Source organism: Ruegeria sp. BE10, assembly GCF_056538905.1.
In genome coordinates this window covers 38,911-54,099 of record NZ_JBQFTX010000007.1, presented here as the reverse complement: position 1 = coordinate 54,099, position 15,189 = coordinate 38,911, and the positions used below count along the sequence as shown (strand labels likewise).

The window sequence follows — 15,189 nt, the reverse complement described above, 5'->3', positions numbered from 1 at the left end:
CGCCCGCACCCGATCTGACGGGGGTTGAAATGTCGCTTTCCCGCGGCTCAGTGGGCGCGGGCGCGAACGCTCCTTCACCGCGGCTTGCGCAAAGTGCATTTGGTCAAAAGGTTCGGGTCGCTGTCGAATCCAACCCCGACTTGGCGCAGAGCGCAACTCGACTTGAAGTCGCTGCTGCCAATGAGGACGCCGCCAAAGGGGCGTTCTTGCCGCAAGTGTCCATCGGCGTAAACGCACGATCCGAGCGCATTGAAGCGAATATTGCTGACGTTACCCCCTATTTGCGAATTTCGCAGCTAGTCTATGATGGCGGCGCGGCCTCGAATGACCTGGCTGCCGCAAAAGCCCGCGTGCTTCAAAGCCGGGGCGACCAGTTGCAAACCGCAGCGGCAATCGCGCTTTCGGCAATCGAGGCCTATGTTGTGGTTATTGACAGGCGGAAAATCCTGGGCATATCGGAACAGAACGTGTCGGCTCACGAAGAAATGCTTCGCCAAATAGCCGAGCGAACCGCGCAGGGTGTAGGTTCAAATGCGGATGTTCTGGCGGCCCGCTCTCGCATGGCTGACGCGCAGACAAGATTGGCGGATGCTGAGGCCAGACTAGATCGTGCGGATGCTCAGTTTCGCGAATTTTTCGGCTCTGCCCCCGGAGTATTGCCCCCTCCGGTTGCGGCCCCAAAACTGTCGAGAACTGATGCTCAGATCGTGATGGACAGCCCACAGGTTCGGCGGGCGGATGCAGCGCTGCTATCCGCAAAGGCCGAGCAGGCTGCTGCTCAATCCCGGCGCCAGCCTGGCGTTCAGGTTGCAGCCTTTGCTGATCGGGATGATAGCAATGACGCGAATTTCGGCGTCGACCTGTCATTCAATTACGAGATCGACAGCACAGGACAGCGCCGCGCTGCAATTGCGGCGGCAGAGGCACACGTCAAAGAGGCTGAATTCATACGAGAATCCGTAATCCGAGACATACGGCGAGAGTTAGAATTTGTTCGCTCGGATCAGCAAGCTGGCGCAGCGCGGCTGCAGGCCGCCCGCATTGCAGTGCAGGCCAACGCCGACAGTGTCTCAGCAGCACGCGAGCAATTCACAATAGGACGGCGCAGTCTGATCGAAATCCTGGACGCGCAACGAGATTATGTGAACGCTCAGGAAAGATTGATCCTGGCTGAGCAGAATTTTTTCCTGACCAACTATGCCGCGCTCAGCCTCACTGGTGACATTCTGGACCTTCTGGGGATTTCATCGGCCAAGTGGGGTGAGAGTCTATGACACAACTGCTGCCAATTTCACGAGACCCCGAGCTTACGCCTTTGGAAAAATGCCTGTTGCACGTCGCGGCTCAACTGGATCGGCCGATGACAAGCGCCACTTTGTATGCCGCGCAATCAGGAACGACCGGGGAACTTACCCTCCGTGACGCTATCGAAGTGGCACAAAGGGCTGGTTTGCAGGCCGGATACGGCAAACGAAAGCTGCGGGATTTCGACACCAAACTGGCACCAGCGCTTTTGCTGTTGCAAGACAATAAAGCTGTTGTTTACCACGGTCGTTCGCCCGATGGGCATCTTTTGATTTTCGACCCTGAGCTTGGGGCTGGTATCGGTGAAGTGTCAGAAGATAAGTTGAGGCACATTTACACCGGATATGCCATTCTGTTTCGCCGCAATTATCGCGACGAAGTATCAAACAGCGATTCCTCATACTCCGGGCACTGGTTCTGGTCGGCAATGGCCGCAAACCGATGGTCTTACACACAGGTTATTCTGGCGGCAGCGCTCGCCAATCTGCTTGGCCTTTCAACGTCGATCTTCATCATGGTGGTTTATGACCGCGTTCTACCCAACGAAGCGACTGAATCCCTGATTGCGCTGACCGCTGGCGTCGGCCTCGCACTAGGCTTCGATTTCATCCTAAAGCTGTTGCGCGCCGGGTTCATTGATCGCGCCGGGCAAAAGGCCGACATGCTGATGGGGCGTCGTGTGTTTGACCAGGTTCTGAACATCCGAATGAAATCGCGTACAGGCTCGACTGGCGCCATGGCCAGCACAGTTCGTGAGTTCGAAACTCTACGCGAGTTCTTTACTTCGGCCACGCTGGTTGCGCTGGTTGATCTGCCGTTTATCGCGCTGTTCATCTTTGTCATCCATCTGGTGGGTGGACCGCTGGCGCTTATCCCGGCCCTCGCGGTTCCAATTGTGTTGCTTGCGGGAATTGCCGTTCAACCAGTGTTGGCACGCCTGGCAGAGAAAAGCTTTTCAGACGGGCAATCCAAGCAATCCGTTCTGGTGGAAACGGTTTCAGGGCTTGAGACCATCAAAACCACCGCAGCGGCCAGGCAAATGCGAACCCGTTGGGAAAATGCGATAGAACGACAATCGTCACACGGCGCGCGAAGCCGAACGGTGACGCAGTTTGCCCTGAATCTGACCGGTTTCACCCAACAGGCTGCACAGGTATTGATCGTCTTCTATGGCGTGTTTCTGATCACCGACGGTCAGGCCAGCATGGGGGCGTTGGTTGCCTCGGTCATGCTAACGGGGCGCGCTTTGGCCCCGTTGGGACAGCTTGCCCAAACCTTGACCCGCGTCAACCAGGCCCGAAGCGCTTACCGCAGTTTGGATGCCTTGATGCAGGCCGAAAGCGAAAGGCCACAAGGACGCAATTGGGTAAGCCGAAACGGCTTCGAAGGCCGGATCTGCTTCAAGGATGTTCACTTCGCCTATCCCGATCAGACCGAGGACACTTTGGCCGGCGTGTCATTTTCAATTGAACCGGGTGAGAAGGTCGCGATTTTGGGGCCAATCGGCTCGGGTAAAAGTACAGTGGCCCGGCTGTTGCTTGGACTTTACCAGCCGCGCTCGGGGTCGGTTCTGCTGGACGGGGCAGATATCCGGCAGATCGACCCTGGTGATCTGCGTCGAAACGTTGGCTCGATCCTACAGGATATCTGGCTGTTTTCTGGCACGGTACGCGAGAACATAAACAGCGGCACCGTCAGGCCACGCGATCAGGACTTGATCCATGCTGGGAAGGTGGCCGGGGTCGAAGATTTTATTGCTCATACCCCCAATGGATACGACCTGAAACTGGCGGAACGGGGCGAAGGTTTGTCCGGCGGTCAGCGGCAAGCCATTGCTTTGGCCAGGGCACTGGTCGGACGACCTCCGGTCCTGTTGCTGGATGAACCGACCAGCGCGATGGATGTAAAAACCGAGGCCGAAGTGATCCGTCGCCTGAAACAGGCAACGCAGGACACAACGATGGTCATCGTCACGCATCGCACCAGCCTTCTGGAGCTGGTGGATCGGGTCATTGTGATCGAAGGCGGGCGCGTGGGCGCAGACGGCCCGAAAAGCTTGCTGGCCCAACACGTCCGCAAAACACGGAGGCACCTGAATGTCGCGGCATCCTGATCTGGCCACACTCGCGCGTGAAATACGTGGACGCTCACCTCTACGTGGATCTCTGCTTTTGTTGGTGATTACGTCCTGTCTCATCGTGCTTGGACTGTGGGCGCATCTCACCGTATTGGACGACGTGACGCGCGTTGACGGTCGGATCGTGCCTTCGGCTGACATTCAGGTGATCGAAGCCACTGAACCCGGCGTATTGCAATCCCTGAAAATTCGGGAAGGGCAAGTGGTTGAAAAAGGAACGCTGCTGATGGAGTTCGAAACCACCCAGATCGACAGTCAGCTAAACCAGGAACAACAGCGTGCATTCGGGCTGATGGCGCGCACCCAACGTTTGCAGGCAGAAATTGACGGGACCGAACTGAGGTTTTCGCCGAACCTGATCAAAGGGTCCCCCGAGGTCGTGCATTCGGAAACCGCGCTGTATCAGGGGCGCCAATCCGAATTGCGTGCTGAAATCGCAATTCTTGAAAGGCAGCGCCAGCAACGCCAACAGGAATACGAGGAAGGGCTGGTGGATCGTGTGACAGCAGATCAGACGCTTAAGTTGCTGGCCGAAGAACGCGCGATGATGCAGCCATTGGTGGAAAAGAAAATGGAGCCAACCACAACGCTTTTAACGCTCCGCCGTGGTGAGGCCGAATGGGAAGGCCGCAGAACGCGGGCCGTGGCCGCGACCAACAGGCTGAAAACTGGTCTAGACGAAATAGACGACCGCATCCGCGCAACGCGCAGCCGGTTTCGCAGCGCCGCGCTGACTGATCTGGCGCTGGCGACCACAGAGCTTGCGGCGTTGCAGCCCATTCTGCCAGCACTGCGTAACCGGGCCGATAGAGCACTGGTACGATCGCCGGTTCGGGGTATCGTGAACCGGGTGCATCGCAGCACAATCGGGGGATTGGCCCGCAGTGGAGAGGAATTGATTGAAATTGTGCCCTTGAACGACACCTTGCTTGTCGAAGCCTATGTGCGGCCAGAAGACATTGCCTTTCTTCACTCAGGGCAGCCGGTCAAGGTCAAGATCACAGCCTATGACTTTGCCCGTTATGGGGCTTTGAACGGTCAAATCACGCGCATCGGTGCAGACACGATCACGCGGTCCGAACGTAATGACGAAGAAGTTTTTGTCGTAGAAATTGAGACCAGCAACTCGATGCTGGATGCCAATGGTCTGGCCGTTGAAATCATCCCCGGCATGATTGCCGAGGTTGACATTCTGTCGGGCAAAAAGACGGTGCTGGAATACCTTCTGCAACCTGTGGTCAAAGTCAAAGACAGGGCACTGCGCGAATAGGTCAAAACGGGCTAAGCCCGGTTATAGGTCCACGTTACTGACCAGATCCTACAGAATGGGCGGCAGTCAGGACACCGGTTGTTTGAACTGCTTGTCAAATAATTTCCGGAACACCCCATCGTTCCCAACCAGAGTTTCCAAGTTGCCTTCCTCAATAACCTCACCGTCCTGAATGACAATGATCTTGTCCGCTTCCAACACGGTAGACAGCCTGTGGGCGATTACAATCGTTGTGACATTCTCGGTCAGCTTGTCCAGCGCGGTTTTCACAAGGGTTTCAGATTCTGCATCAAGGGCACTGGTGGCTTCGTCCAGCAACAAGATTTCAGACTTTCGCAGAATTGCTCGTGCAATGGCCAACCTCTGTTTTTGCCCGCCAGACAAAAACGCGCCGTTCTCACCCACTTGCGTGTCATAGCCGAATTGCATCTTGCTGATAAATTCATGTGCATGGGCGGCCCGCGCGGCTTCGGTCACCTCTTCGTCGGTGGCCTCGGGACGCGCAAATCTGAGGTTCTCCAAAATCGAAGCGGAAAACAGGAACGTTTCCTGACCAACATACGAGATCTTTTGGCGCAACGAGGCAAAGCTTGCCCCCTGTAGATCCTGCCCGTCTATTTCAACCGTTCCGCTATCAGGATCATAAAAACGCATGATCAGGCCAAAGATAGTAGATTTTCCGCCCCCGGACTGACCAACAAGAGCCGTTGTCTTTCCAGCCTCAAATGTCACGTTCATATCCGAAATGACATTGGGGTTTCCCTTGTACCCAAAACTGAGATCCCTTAGCCGAATTTCACCCGGTCCAGATTCCAGCGGTTTGGCATCGGGGCTTTCCCGCATGGGCTCTTCTTCGTCCAGCAAATCAAACATCAGGCCGATCGGAACCAGCGCCGTTTCAATGACAACGCGCATCTTCGACAAACGTTTTGCCGGCTCGTATGCCATCAACAGCGCCGTGATGAACGACATCAGCTGACCTGCGGTGGTTGGGCCGCTTCCTGCGATACCTATGGTGCTGATCACCAGAACCCCGGCTATGGCAAGGCCCGCCAGAAACTCCATCAGCGGGCTGGCGACCGATTGCAGTTTCGAAATCGAGTTCGCCCGTTTTTCAACCGATCTGATCGCCCCATTCATCCGTCCGACCATATGATCTTCGAGAGCAAAGACCTTGATGATCGTAATACCCCCGGAGGTTTCCTGAAGAACCTTGATGATCTCGGACAGGGCCGCCATCTCGGACTGCATGATCGAGCGAACGCGCTTGAGCAGGAAACGAACACTCACCAATGCAACCGGGCCCACAACAAAGAACAGCACGGACAATAAAGGCTGCTGATAGACCATTACGAAAACCAGACCGATCAATGTCAGTAAGTCTCGCACAAAGCTGGTGACAACGACGTTGACCAGCCGTCTGGCCGCCTGAGCCCCCTGCGTCACGCGCATCAAAAGGCCCGAGGATTCGTTTCTGGAGAAAAAGCCCACACCGCGCTTGATCAGCTTGGCATAAAGACGTTCTTGTTGAACGGCAATGATGCGGTTCCCAGCCCGCGCCAAAAACACTGCCTGTACGTAAGATGCAGCCGCCTTGCCGAAAAACAGCGCAATTACAGCCCCGGCAACCAGAAAGACCTGCGAGCGCATCTCAGGCTCGGTCATGGTGTTGACGATGTTTTCCATCATCCACGCGGTACCGGCAGTGGTTGCAGCAACCACAACCATGGCCATCATCGCGATCCCATACAACCAGCCCTGGCTGCGCAGGCTTTCGCCCAGCAAACGGCCGATATGACCGGATTGCCATTTGGCCAAGGTTTTTTTGATCATTCTACTCTCCAAAACCCTTAGCTGTTCCGATACCCGGCAGCGTCATGGTCTTAACCCGCATTGCACCGGCAACCCCCGGACAGGATGGTGTTAGTTATGCGCGACTGCGCCGAGAATCCATAGCCCGTGCGCAGATAATAAAAGCGATGTGTTCCAGCTGACATCAGGTTTAGGATTTTGTCCTATTTTTTGTGTAACGAAGTGGTTTTGCTAAATTATTCACAACATGAGCTCTAGTATAAGACCGCCTTCCAGCTATTGATAGGCGCTTTACCGCCACTCGACGTCCCCCAGAAAAATGTAACCTGCGCCATAGATGGTCTTTATCAGGCGCGGGTTTTTCGGATCTTCACCCAGCTTGGTGCGCAACCGAGAGATGCGCACATCCATTGCCCGGTCAAAGCTGTCGCCAGCCGCACCGCCCAGTGCCTCTTGCATCTGAGATCGGCTGATCAGGCGTTTCGGGCTGTCCAAAAACAATCGCAGAACTTCCCCCTCCGCATGGCTGAACGGTGTCTCTGCGCCACTGGCATCGATCAGGACATAGCGGTCAAAATACGCAGTCCAACCATTGAACATCGCCACATCCGACTGCGAGGTCTGCTGGCGAGGGGACCGCAATCTGGCCCGAATGCGGGCCACAACCTCGGCCGGGTCGAACGGCTTGGTAATGTAATCATCCGCCCCAAGCTCTAGCCCGGTCACACGATCTTGCACCTGCGCCCGACCTGAGATGATGATCACCGCTGCCCCCTGTTCCAGTGCCAGCCGATGCACCAACGCCAACCCGTCCGTATCGGGTAGGGACAGATCAACCAGGCACACATCCGGCGTCACACGTTTCAGCGCAGCCTCGAATTCCCGCGCCCGGGCAAAACTTTGGGTGCGGAATCCGGCCTCTTCCAGCGCGTCGGTCAGAACACGTCGGATTTCGGGTTCATCATCGACAATGGTGACCAGCGGTTGAGTCATCAGGTGCCCTCGGTTCGGATCAGGGCGGACAGCTGTGCCCGCGTAAACGGTTTGCTCAGGACCGGCGCCAGTGTCAGCGCCTGCCGGTGAAGCGGGTCAGAATAGGGCAACGAGGTCATCAAAATACACGCCAAGCCTGGCTTCAACTGCGCCAACAGGTCAAGACCCGTCCCCTGCCCTTCCAGTCGGATGTCTGACAGTACCAGCGCGATATCGTCAATATCCGCCGTTAAAGCCAGGGCTTCATCGACCGAAGTTGCCTCGATCACGGAACATCCAAGATCGACCAGCATATCGCGGAACTGCCCGCGCAGATCATCATTGTCTTCGACAAGCAGGACCAGCCCATCCTGCACCGGCGGGGCTGGACGATAGGGCAAACGCATGGCCACCGCTGCGCCCGAAGGCGTGTTGCGCAGGTTCAGGTCTCCGCCTGCCAGTTTTACAGTATCATAGACCATCGGCAGACCCAGCCCCGATCCTTTGCTGCCCTTGGTCGTAAAGAAAGGGTTCAGGGCTTTCTCCAAACCTTCCTCGGAAAAACCCGGTCCGGTATCGGTGACCGCAATCTCAATCCAGATCTCTCCGATCTTATGCGCGCTGATCGTCACCTGACCAAATCCACCACAGGCATCGCGCGCGTTCAGAACAAGGTTCAACAACGCGTCCTGCACCATGCCCGGGTCCAGCATCAGCGCCTCATCCGGCAGAGTGTTGACTACCGACAGGCCGACGCCGCGCGGCAGGGATGGCGAGGCGAGGATGCGTAAGTCTTCCAACAAGCCGCGCATGTCGGTTGCTTTTGGTTGAAAGGTTCGGTTGCCGGTCATATCCGCGATGCGGTTCAGCAATTGCCCGCCCCTCAGCGCGGTTTGCTGGGTCGCGGCCACAAGCTCTCGCGCAGCTTCGGACAAATCCATCTTTTCCAACCGGGACTGCATACCCAGAATGATGGTCAACAGGTTCGAGAAATCATGCGCCAACCCACTGGTCATCTGCGCCGCCATGGCCCGGCGACGTGTCTGTTGCAGGGCCACACGCGCCTGCGTTTCCTCGGTAATATCGACAGACATCACATAGACGCCTCCCTCACCATCTGGTGAAAACGACACGCGAATGCGGCGGGAATCCTGATCCTCTGTGAACTCGAACACCGACGTTTCACCGCCATAGGCTTTGAGCAGGTAAGGTTCCACACGGGTAAAGGCCGCAGCACCCAACGCGTCAGATATGTGCATATCCAGAATTTCAGAAGGTCGGCTCGGCATGACCGAGCTGAGCCGTCGGTTGGAGTAATCATACCGCCCGTCCGGATTCAGATGGGCAATATGGGCCGGCATCATCTCGGTCGTCATGCGTGTGCGGGCTTCGATCTCGGTCAGCTGACGTTTGGCCTCTTCCAGCGCAGAGTTGGTCGCCGCGAGTTTCCGGTTGGCTGCCAAAAGCTCCTCGGCGCGGTCCAGCAATTGATCCGACAGTTCCTCGGACCGGGCACGCAGCAGGGCCTCGGCCTGTTTGGTGTTGGTGATATCGGTGTAGACGGATACCCAACCGCCTGTGGGCAAAGGCGCACCTTCGACCGAAATCACGCAGCCGTTGGCGCGCACACGTTCCATGTAATGAGGCTCGAACGCCAGCGCCTGTTGAACCCGCTGTGCGACGGCATCTTCGACATCAGTAACTTCACCATATTCACCGTGCGCAACCAGATAGCGGATCGTGTCGGCGAACAGCGCTCCGGGCTGCACAAGTTCGTCCGGTAGATCGAACATATCCTGAAAACGGTGGTTGCTGACCACAAGCCGCAATTGGCTGTCGTAGATCGACAGGGCCTGACCGATCAGGTTCAGACCCGCACTGGTCATCGACTTTATCTGTTGTTCAGTTATGTCCAAATTCGCCCTCTCCGCGAACCATGCGTAGCACCGGTTTCGTCACAGGTGTATAGGACAGATTGGATCAGTACCGCGGTTTGGACTTTGCCCCATCCGGCGTGATGGAATGCAGCGACAGCGTATGGTCCATGTTTCGCATCCGATGCCGCAACATTTGCCGTCCCAAACGCGCCAGGTCCACCGCATGATCAGGGTTGCTTGCAACATCCTCCAGCTCGCCCTTGCCGTCGTGATCGAAAAGCAACGGCGGCAAATCAGCAGCAAATTCGACCAAAGTGAACCGGTCGTCGCGCAGAATGCCCAAACACGAGTCGCTGTTGCCCGTGCCCAATTGCTGTTGCCACAACGTAGGGTTTTCGGGTTCCGAGAAATCAAGCTCGCTAAAAGAATAGCCGCGCCAATCCTCAGGTACTTTGCCACGCATAAGCGGCAACAAGGACCGGCCATCCATCGCATTCGGAACCGTCTGACCAACCCATTCGAGGATCGTCGGGGTTATATCGACCGACTCGGTTGGCGCAGACACTACCTTGCCCGCCTGAGATTCATTACCCGGCAACCGGATCATCAGCGGCGTATGATAGGCCGCGTCATAGACTGTCATCTTGCCCCAGCTGTGCCGATCACCCAGCATCTCGCCGTGATCGGCGGTGATCACCAGCAGCGTATCGTCGTATTGCCCGCTGTCTTTCAGGTACTGGATAACACGACCGACATGATGATCCACTTCGGTTGCCAGCCCCAGATAGACCGAGCGCAGCGTCTGGATATTCTCAACCGTGGGGTCAACGTGATCGAAACCCAATACGAAATCCGCCGCCGTCTGCTTGTCCATCGTCGGGCCAAAGAAGGGATGCATCGCCCGTTCCTCAGCTGCTTCAGAGCAACCCGCAGGCAGTGGCAATGACGCAGGATCGTACATGTCATTGTACGGCGCGGGGGCAACCAGCGGTGGGTGTGGTCGGATATAGGTCAAATGGGCAAACCAGTTCTGGCCCTTGAGCGGGGCAAGACTGTTCAGGAATGTGTCGGTCAAAAAGGCCGTGTCGCTGTCTTCGGCCCGGTACAGGGCCGGATCATTCAGGCGCGGTGCATCTCCGGTCGGTGACACCGGTTTGTGAACGTCCCAGTAATCTTCAAAGCGGTATCCTTTCTGCATCAGGTGGGATCGCCACGGGTAGGATTCCTCCAACCGCATCTCGACGATTTCATCAAACCCGGCCATCGGGTTCTCATAGGATTTCAGAACTGGGTCACCTGCGTCATGCACACGCGGATCGGCCGAGGTATCGGTATAGCCGAACAGCATGGGCAGGTAACCGGCCTTACGCATCTCGGTCGCGATATTGGGTGTGTCGTGCCGCAGCGGTGTGCCATTGCGGACCGAGCGGTGATTCATCGCATACTGCCCAGTCAGGATCGAGGCCCGCGAAGGCCCGCAAGGATTGGTGACCGAAAAGTGGCGGTCAAATGTCACGGCCTCATCCATGAAAGCCCGCATGTTCGGTAGATCGACGTGATCCGCAAGGGCACCGTTCAGGCAATCTGCCCGCAACTGATCAATAATGATGAACAGGACATTTCCCGCGTGCTTCATGACACTTACCTTGATTCCAACGAGGCGTTTCCGCTGCAGACTGTGACTTGGTTCCGTGGTCGCGGCAAGCCGTTCATCGCTCTGATATTTGAGCACGCTTTTTTTCGTATCACGTACAAAAAAACAGTCATTTAAGGGGATGGCGCACATGGCTAGCGTCAGGCGGACCCAAATTGTCACACCCCTACTATGGTATGGCGGCAAATCTGGTCACAGCGTAAAAATCCGTTGCAGCACAACGTGGTTTCACATCACATACGACCATGACGCAGCCCATGATACATTCGGAACATGACGCCGACGGCGTCTGCCTGCGTATTTCGGGTGAAATGCTCACCAAATCTCTGGCGTCAGTAGAACAGGCTTTCGCCTCAACTCAACCCCAGGGTGGCAACGTCACGTTTGATCTGTCTCAGGTTGAGGCGCTGGATACCGGTGGCGCATGGCTGGTTGCCGATTTGGCCCGGCGAAACAGGGCCGTAGGCGCCGAGGTTCGGTTCGAAGGGTTAAGCCCGGCTCAGTCCGCCCTGTTGGACACTGTAGCCAAGAACATACCTGACGATTCCGGCATCGAAGCGGAACACCGCAGTTTTGTTGATTGGGTCGCCAGCGTTGGTCAACGCACGGCGGGGGCCTGGGAAGACACCCTTTCGATGCTGGGCTTTCTGGGCCTGACTCTGCATCGGTTAGCCCGCACCATAATTATGCCATGGCGGCTGCGACAGGCAGCGCTGGTATCCCAGATGGAGGAAACGGGTTTTAGGGCCATCCCGATTGTTGCCCTGATGGGGTTTTTGATCGGCGTTGTGCTGGCCTTTCAGGGGGCCACTCAGCTGAAACAATTCGGAGCCGAGATTTTCGTGGTCGAACTGATCTCGATCTCGGTACTGCGCGAGCTGGGCATCCTGCTGACAGCCATTATTGTTGCGGGCCGGTCCGGGTCGGCTTTCACCGCGTCAATCGGATCGATGAAAGTGCAGGAAGAGATCGACGCCATGCGCACGCTGGGCCTTGACCCGATCGAAGTGCTGGTGATCCCGCGCGTCGTCGCTTTGTTGATCATGTTGCCGATCCTGGGTTTCATTGCGGATATGGCCGCCCTGATCGGTGGGGGTTTGATGAGCTGGATTGATCTTGGCATCAGCCCCGGCATGTTCGTGACGCGGCTGAAGGAAAGCACCGGCATCTGGCATTTTGCCATCGGCATGATCAAAGCCCCGTTTTTTGCCGTGGTCATCGGCGTTATCGCCTGTTGGCAGGCAATGCAGGTGAAGGGATCGGCCCAGAGCGTCGGCCAAAGAACAACAGCCTCCGTTGTGCAGTCGATCTTTATGGTAATTGCACTGGACGCGCTGTTTTCGATCTTCTTCTCGGTGTTGGAGGTCTGACATGGACGGGAGCGTGCTTGAAAAGACCTCGGAAACCGGCGCTCAGCGCGAGGCAGTGATCCGCGTGCGCAATCTGACCAACCAGTTTGGAACGCAGGTGGTGCATCAGAACCTTAACCTGGACGTCTGGCGCGGTGAAGTATTGGGCATCGTTGGCGGATCGGGCACCGGCAAGTCGGTGCTGTTGCGCACGATTGTTGGGTTGAACAGACCCGCCGCAGGCAGCATCGAAGTATTGGGTGTCGACGTCCTGAACGGGCCCGAACAGGAACGTCGCCGCATCGAACGGCATTGGGGCGTGGCCTTTCAGGATGGCGCGCTGTTTTCGTCTCTGACAGTTTTGCAGAACGTCATGGCCCCGCTGCGCGAACACACCGGGTTAAGTGAAAAGCTGATGTGTGCCCTTGGCAGCCTGAAGATCAGCCTTGTAGGTCTGCCACAACTGAGCTGCGGCAAGTTTCCGTCAGAACTGTCCGGGGGTATGCGCAAACGCGCAGCCTTGGCCCGCGCACTGGCACTGGACCCCGAGATCGTGTTTCTGGACGAACCCACTGCGGGGTTGGACCCGATCGGGGCGGCGGCTTATGACGAGTTGATCGGCGAGTTGCAACACGCGCTGGGGCTGACCGTGTTTATGGTTACGCATGATCTCGATAGCCTCTATGCCATTTGCGATCGTGTCGCAGTGCTGGCCGAAAAACGCGTTCTGGTTGAAGGACGGATTGAAGAAATGACCAAAGTCGACCATCCTTGGGTGCAGGAATACTTCACCGGCCCCCGGGCGCGCGCGGCGCAAAAGAAGGGGCAGGACAGGTAGAGGCCATGGAAACCCGAGCGAATTATATCCTGATCGGCGCCTTCACCCTTGCGGGTATCCTTGGCGCATTCGGCTTTTTCCTATGGTTGGCGAAATTCGAGGTGTCGCGGCAATACGCCTATTATGATGTACTGTTCGACAACGTATCTGGCCTGTCTGCGGCAGGCGGCGTCAGCTACAATGGTCTGCCGGTCGGTCAGGTTATTTCGCTGAATCTGGACGAGGACGACCCGTCCAAGGTACGGGTCAGGCTTGAGGTCGACGCAGACATCCCCGTAACCGAAGACACAATTGCGCAGTTGCAATCACTGGGTGTCACGGGCGTTAGTTACGTGGAACTGACCGGCGGGTCCGCCAGCGGCACAAAACTGCCACAAGACAGTGTGATTAAAAGCAAGCGCAGCGCCATTCAATCGTTGTTTGAGGGCGCCCCGAAGGTGCTGGACGAGGCCGTTACCCTGCTGGAAAACCTCAATGCCGTAGTCGATGACAAGAACCGCAAATACGTCAGCGACATTCTCGACAATCTGTCTTCCGCTTCAGGCAAGTTGGAAAAGACACTTTCGGATTTCGAAAACCTGTCGACGGACCTTGGGGGCGCCGCCAAAAAGCTTGGCGATTTCACAGATCGACTGGATCAGTTGGCCGACACCGCCGAAACGACCCTGACAACCGGCACGGATACGCTGAAAAGCGTGAAAACCGCATCGGAATCGGCAACCGCAACTCTCGACAGCGCCAAGGTCACAATCGAAACAGCGGATCGCATAATTCAGGAAGATATTCGTCCCTTCATCGAACGCGCCACAAACCTGGCCGAGAACCTGAACGGTCTGACGAGCGAGGCCGAAGTCTCGCTGGCGACTATCACCGAGACATTCTTGAATGCAAATAAAACGCTGGGGTCAATCACGGGTGCGATGGACACGGCAAAAGGCACGCTGACCTCGGCAGAACGTGCCTTTGACTCGGCCAACAAAGTCATAACCGAAGACGTCGGCACTGTAATGAACGACATCCGTACAGCCGCAAATGAGGTATCCGCGACTGTGAAGAACGTCACCCAACGTATAGACGACATATCCGCCGATATCCTGAGCGCATCGAAATCAGCCTCGGAACTGCTGGGCACCATCGACGGTATCGTCCAGGACAACCGCCGTCAGCTGTCCGATTTCTTGCGGGTCGGTCTGCCGCAGTTCACCCGCTTTATCGAAGAATCGCAACGACTGGTCATCAGCCTAGATCGTCTGGTGGATAAGGTCGAACGTGATCCCGCGCGTTTCCTTCTTGGAACCCAAGCATCGGAGTTTCGCCAATGATTAGGCATTTACTTGTGGTTCTCGCCCTGGTGTCGCTGGGGGGATGCGCGGGGCTGGGAACGCTCAGGCAGGCATCAAAGCCTAATGATTTGTACTTGTTGACACCAAAAAGCACGTTTTCGTCTTCGTTGCCGCGCATTCAAAAACAGGTCGTGGTGCAGGAACCAACGGCCACCGCAGCCGTCAACACCGATCAGATTGCTATTCAGCCCACACCGTTGCAGGTCCAGTATCTGCCTCGGGCGCGTTGGGTGGACCGCGCGCCGCTGATCGTTCAGGCGCTGCTGGTGGAAAGCTATGAAAACAGCGGCAAGGTGGCTGCCGTTGGTCGTTCGACCGTTGGGTTGCGCGCGGACTATGTCATCGTTCCGGACTTGCGGGAATTTCAGGGCCTTGTGATTGCCGAAGACGACGGATCGTCAACTGTACGGGTCGAAGTTCGAATGAACATCAAAATCATCGACGAGTTCGAAGACAAGATCATCGCGTCAGATTCCTTCCGGGAATATGTGGTCGCCGCCAGCGATAAAACTCCTGATCTGGTCCGAGCGTTCGATGATGCGTTGGGCAAGACCATGCGGGATGCGGTGGAATGGAGTGTGCGCAAGATCAACACCCACGCCGCGAATAATTCTGATCGATTTTAGGGTAGG

11 protein-coding genes are annotated in these 15,189 nt (G+C 56.6%); 7 read left to right on the top strand and 4 right to left on the bottom strand.

Annotation, left to right across the window (positions count from 1 at the left end; translation table 11 throughout):
- Positions 1-29 precede the first annotated feature (29 nt).
- The 3 genes from ACR0M2_RS15520 to ACR0M2_RS15510 are packed head-to-tail and all read left to right on the top strand — an operon-like array spanning position 30 to position 4,712.
- Positions 30-1,274, top strand: a complete 1,245-nt coding sequence (locus ACR0M2_RS15520) for a TolC family protein (RefSeq protein WP_480705879.1) — start codon at positions 30-32, stop codon at positions 1,272-1,274.
- A complete protein-coding gene (locus ACR0M2_RS15515; protein WP_480705878.1) occupies positions 1,271-3,418 on the top strand; it encodes a type I secretion system permease/ATPase in 2,148 nt (715 codons plus the stop codon). The genes ACR0M2_RS15520 and ACR0M2_RS15515 overlap by 4 nt, the downstream gene beginning before the upstream one ends.
- On the top strand, positions 3,402-4,712 hold the full coding sequence (locus ACR0M2_RS15510; protein WP_480705876.1) for an HlyD family type I secretion periplasmic adaptor subunit: 1,311 nt from the start codon (positions 3,402-3,404) through the stop codon (positions 4,710-4,712). Before ACR0M2_RS15515 ends, ACR0M2_RS15510 begins: the two co-directional genes overlap by 17 nt.
- 66 nt (positions 4,713-4,778) lie before the next feature.
- Here the strand turns inward: ACR0M2_RS15510 and ACR0M2_RS15505 are convergent, their stop codons facing one another.
- The 4 genes from ACR0M2_RS15505 to ACR0M2_RS15490 form a co-directional block, all read right to left on the bottom strand.
- Entirely contained in the window at positions 4,779-6,545 is a 1,767-nt protein-coding gene (locus ACR0M2_RS15505; RefSeq protein ID WP_480705875.1) for an ABC transporter ATP-binding protein, read from the bottom strand.
- A 270-nt stretch (positions 6,546-6,815) separates the two neighbouring features.
- Positions 6,816-7,517 (bottom strand): response regulator transcription factor, encoded by a 702-nt coding sequence (locus ACR0M2_RS15500; RefSeq protein ID WP_170350002.1) that lies wholly within the window; start codon positions 7,515-7,517, stop codon positions 6,816-6,818.
- Positions 7,517-9,382, bottom strand: coding sequence for a hybrid sensor histidine kinase/response regulator (locus tag ACR0M2_RS15495; RefSeq protein ID WP_480705873.1), 1,866 nt, complete (start codon positions 9,380-9,382; stop codon positions 7,517-7,519). Before ACR0M2_RS15495 ends, ACR0M2_RS15500 begins: the two co-directional genes overlap by 1 nt.
- A 94-nt stretch (positions 9,383-9,476) precedes the next feature.
- Complete coding sequence (locus tag ACR0M2_RS15490) at positions 9,477-11,009, bottom strand: sulfatase-like hydrolase/transferase (protein ID WP_480705871.1); 1,533 nt, start codon at positions 11,007-11,009, stop codon at positions 9,477-9,479.
- 275 nt (positions 11,010-11,284) lie between these two features.
- Here ACR0M2_RS15490 and ACR0M2_RS15485 point away from each other — a divergent pair, with 275 nt between their 5' ends.
- The 4 genes from ACR0M2_RS15485 (at position 11,285) to ACR0M2_RS15470 (ending at position 15,183) form a co-directional block, all read left to right on the top strand.
- Positions 11,285-12,397 carry an ABC transporter permease gene (locus ACR0M2_RS15485; protein WP_480647372.1) on the top strand — a complete coding sequence of 371 codons (1,113 nt, stop codon included), beginning with the start codon at positions 11,285-11,287 and terminating at the stop codon, positions 12,395-12,397.
- A gap of 1 nt (position 12,398) precedes the next feature.
- Positions 12,399-13,214 (top strand): ABC transporter ATP-binding protein, encoded by an 816-nt coding sequence (locus ACR0M2_RS15480; RefSeq protein WP_170349998.1) that lies wholly within the window; start codon positions 12,399-12,401, stop codon positions 13,212-13,214.
- Between the two features lie 5 nt (positions 13,215-13,219).
- Positions 13,220-14,536, top strand: a complete 1,317-nt coding sequence (locus tag ACR0M2_RS15475) for an MlaD family protein (protein ID WP_480705869.1) — start codon at positions 13,220-13,222, stop codon at positions 14,534-14,536.
- 95 nt (positions 14,537-14,631) lie between these two features.
- Complete coding sequence (locus ACR0M2_RS15470) at positions 14,632-15,183, top strand: ABC-type transport auxiliary lipoprotein family protein (protein ID WP_254428493.1); 552 nt, start codon at positions 14,632-14,634, stop codon at positions 15,181-15,183.
- Positions 15,184-15,189 lie beyond the last annotated feature (6 nt).

What these genes read in the sequence shown, in the direction of transcription:
- ACR0M2_RS15520 (WP_480705879.1), top strand. Translation starts at nt 30, where the DNA reads ATGTCGCTTTCCCGCGGCTCAGTGGGCGCGGGCGCGAACGCTCCTTCA.
- ACR0M2_RS15515 (WP_480705878.1), top strand. Translation starts at nt 1,271, where the DNA reads ATGACACAACTGCTGCCAATTTCACGAGACCCCGAGCTTACGCCTTTG.
- ACR0M2_RS15510 (WP_480705876.1), top strand. Translation starts at nt 3,402, where the DNA reads ATGTCGCGGCATCCTGATCTGGCCACACTCGCGCGTGAAATACGTGGA.
- ACR0M2_RS15505 (WP_480705875.1), bottom strand. Translation starts at nt 6,545, where the DNA reads ATGATCAAAAAAACCTTGGCCAAATGGCAATCCGGTCATATCGGCCGT.
- ACR0M2_RS15500 (WP_170350002.1), bottom strand. Translation starts at nt 7,517, where the DNA reads ATGACTCAACCGCTGGTCACCATTGTCGATGATGAACCCGAAATCCGA.
- ACR0M2_RS15495 (WP_480705873.1), bottom strand. Translation starts at nt 9,382, where the DNA reads ATGACCAGTGCGGGTCTGAACCTGATCGGTCAGGCCCTGTCGATCTAC.
- ACR0M2_RS15490 (WP_480705871.1), bottom strand. Translation starts at nt 11,009, where the DNA reads ATGAAGCACGCGGGAAATGTCCTGTTCATCATTATTGATCAGTTGCGG.
- ACR0M2_RS15485 (WP_480647372.1), top strand. Translation starts at nt 11,285, where the DNA reads ATGATACATTCGGAACATGACGCCGACGGCGTCTGCCTGCGTATTTCG.
- ACR0M2_RS15480 (WP_170349998.1), top strand. Translation starts at nt 12,399, where the DNA reads ATGGACGGGAGCGTGCTTGAAAAGACCTCGGAAACCGGCGCTCAGCGC.
- ACR0M2_RS15475 (WP_480705869.1), top strand. Translation starts at nt 13,220, where the DNA reads ATGGAAACCCGAGCGAATTATATCCTGATCGGCGCCTTCACCCTTGCG.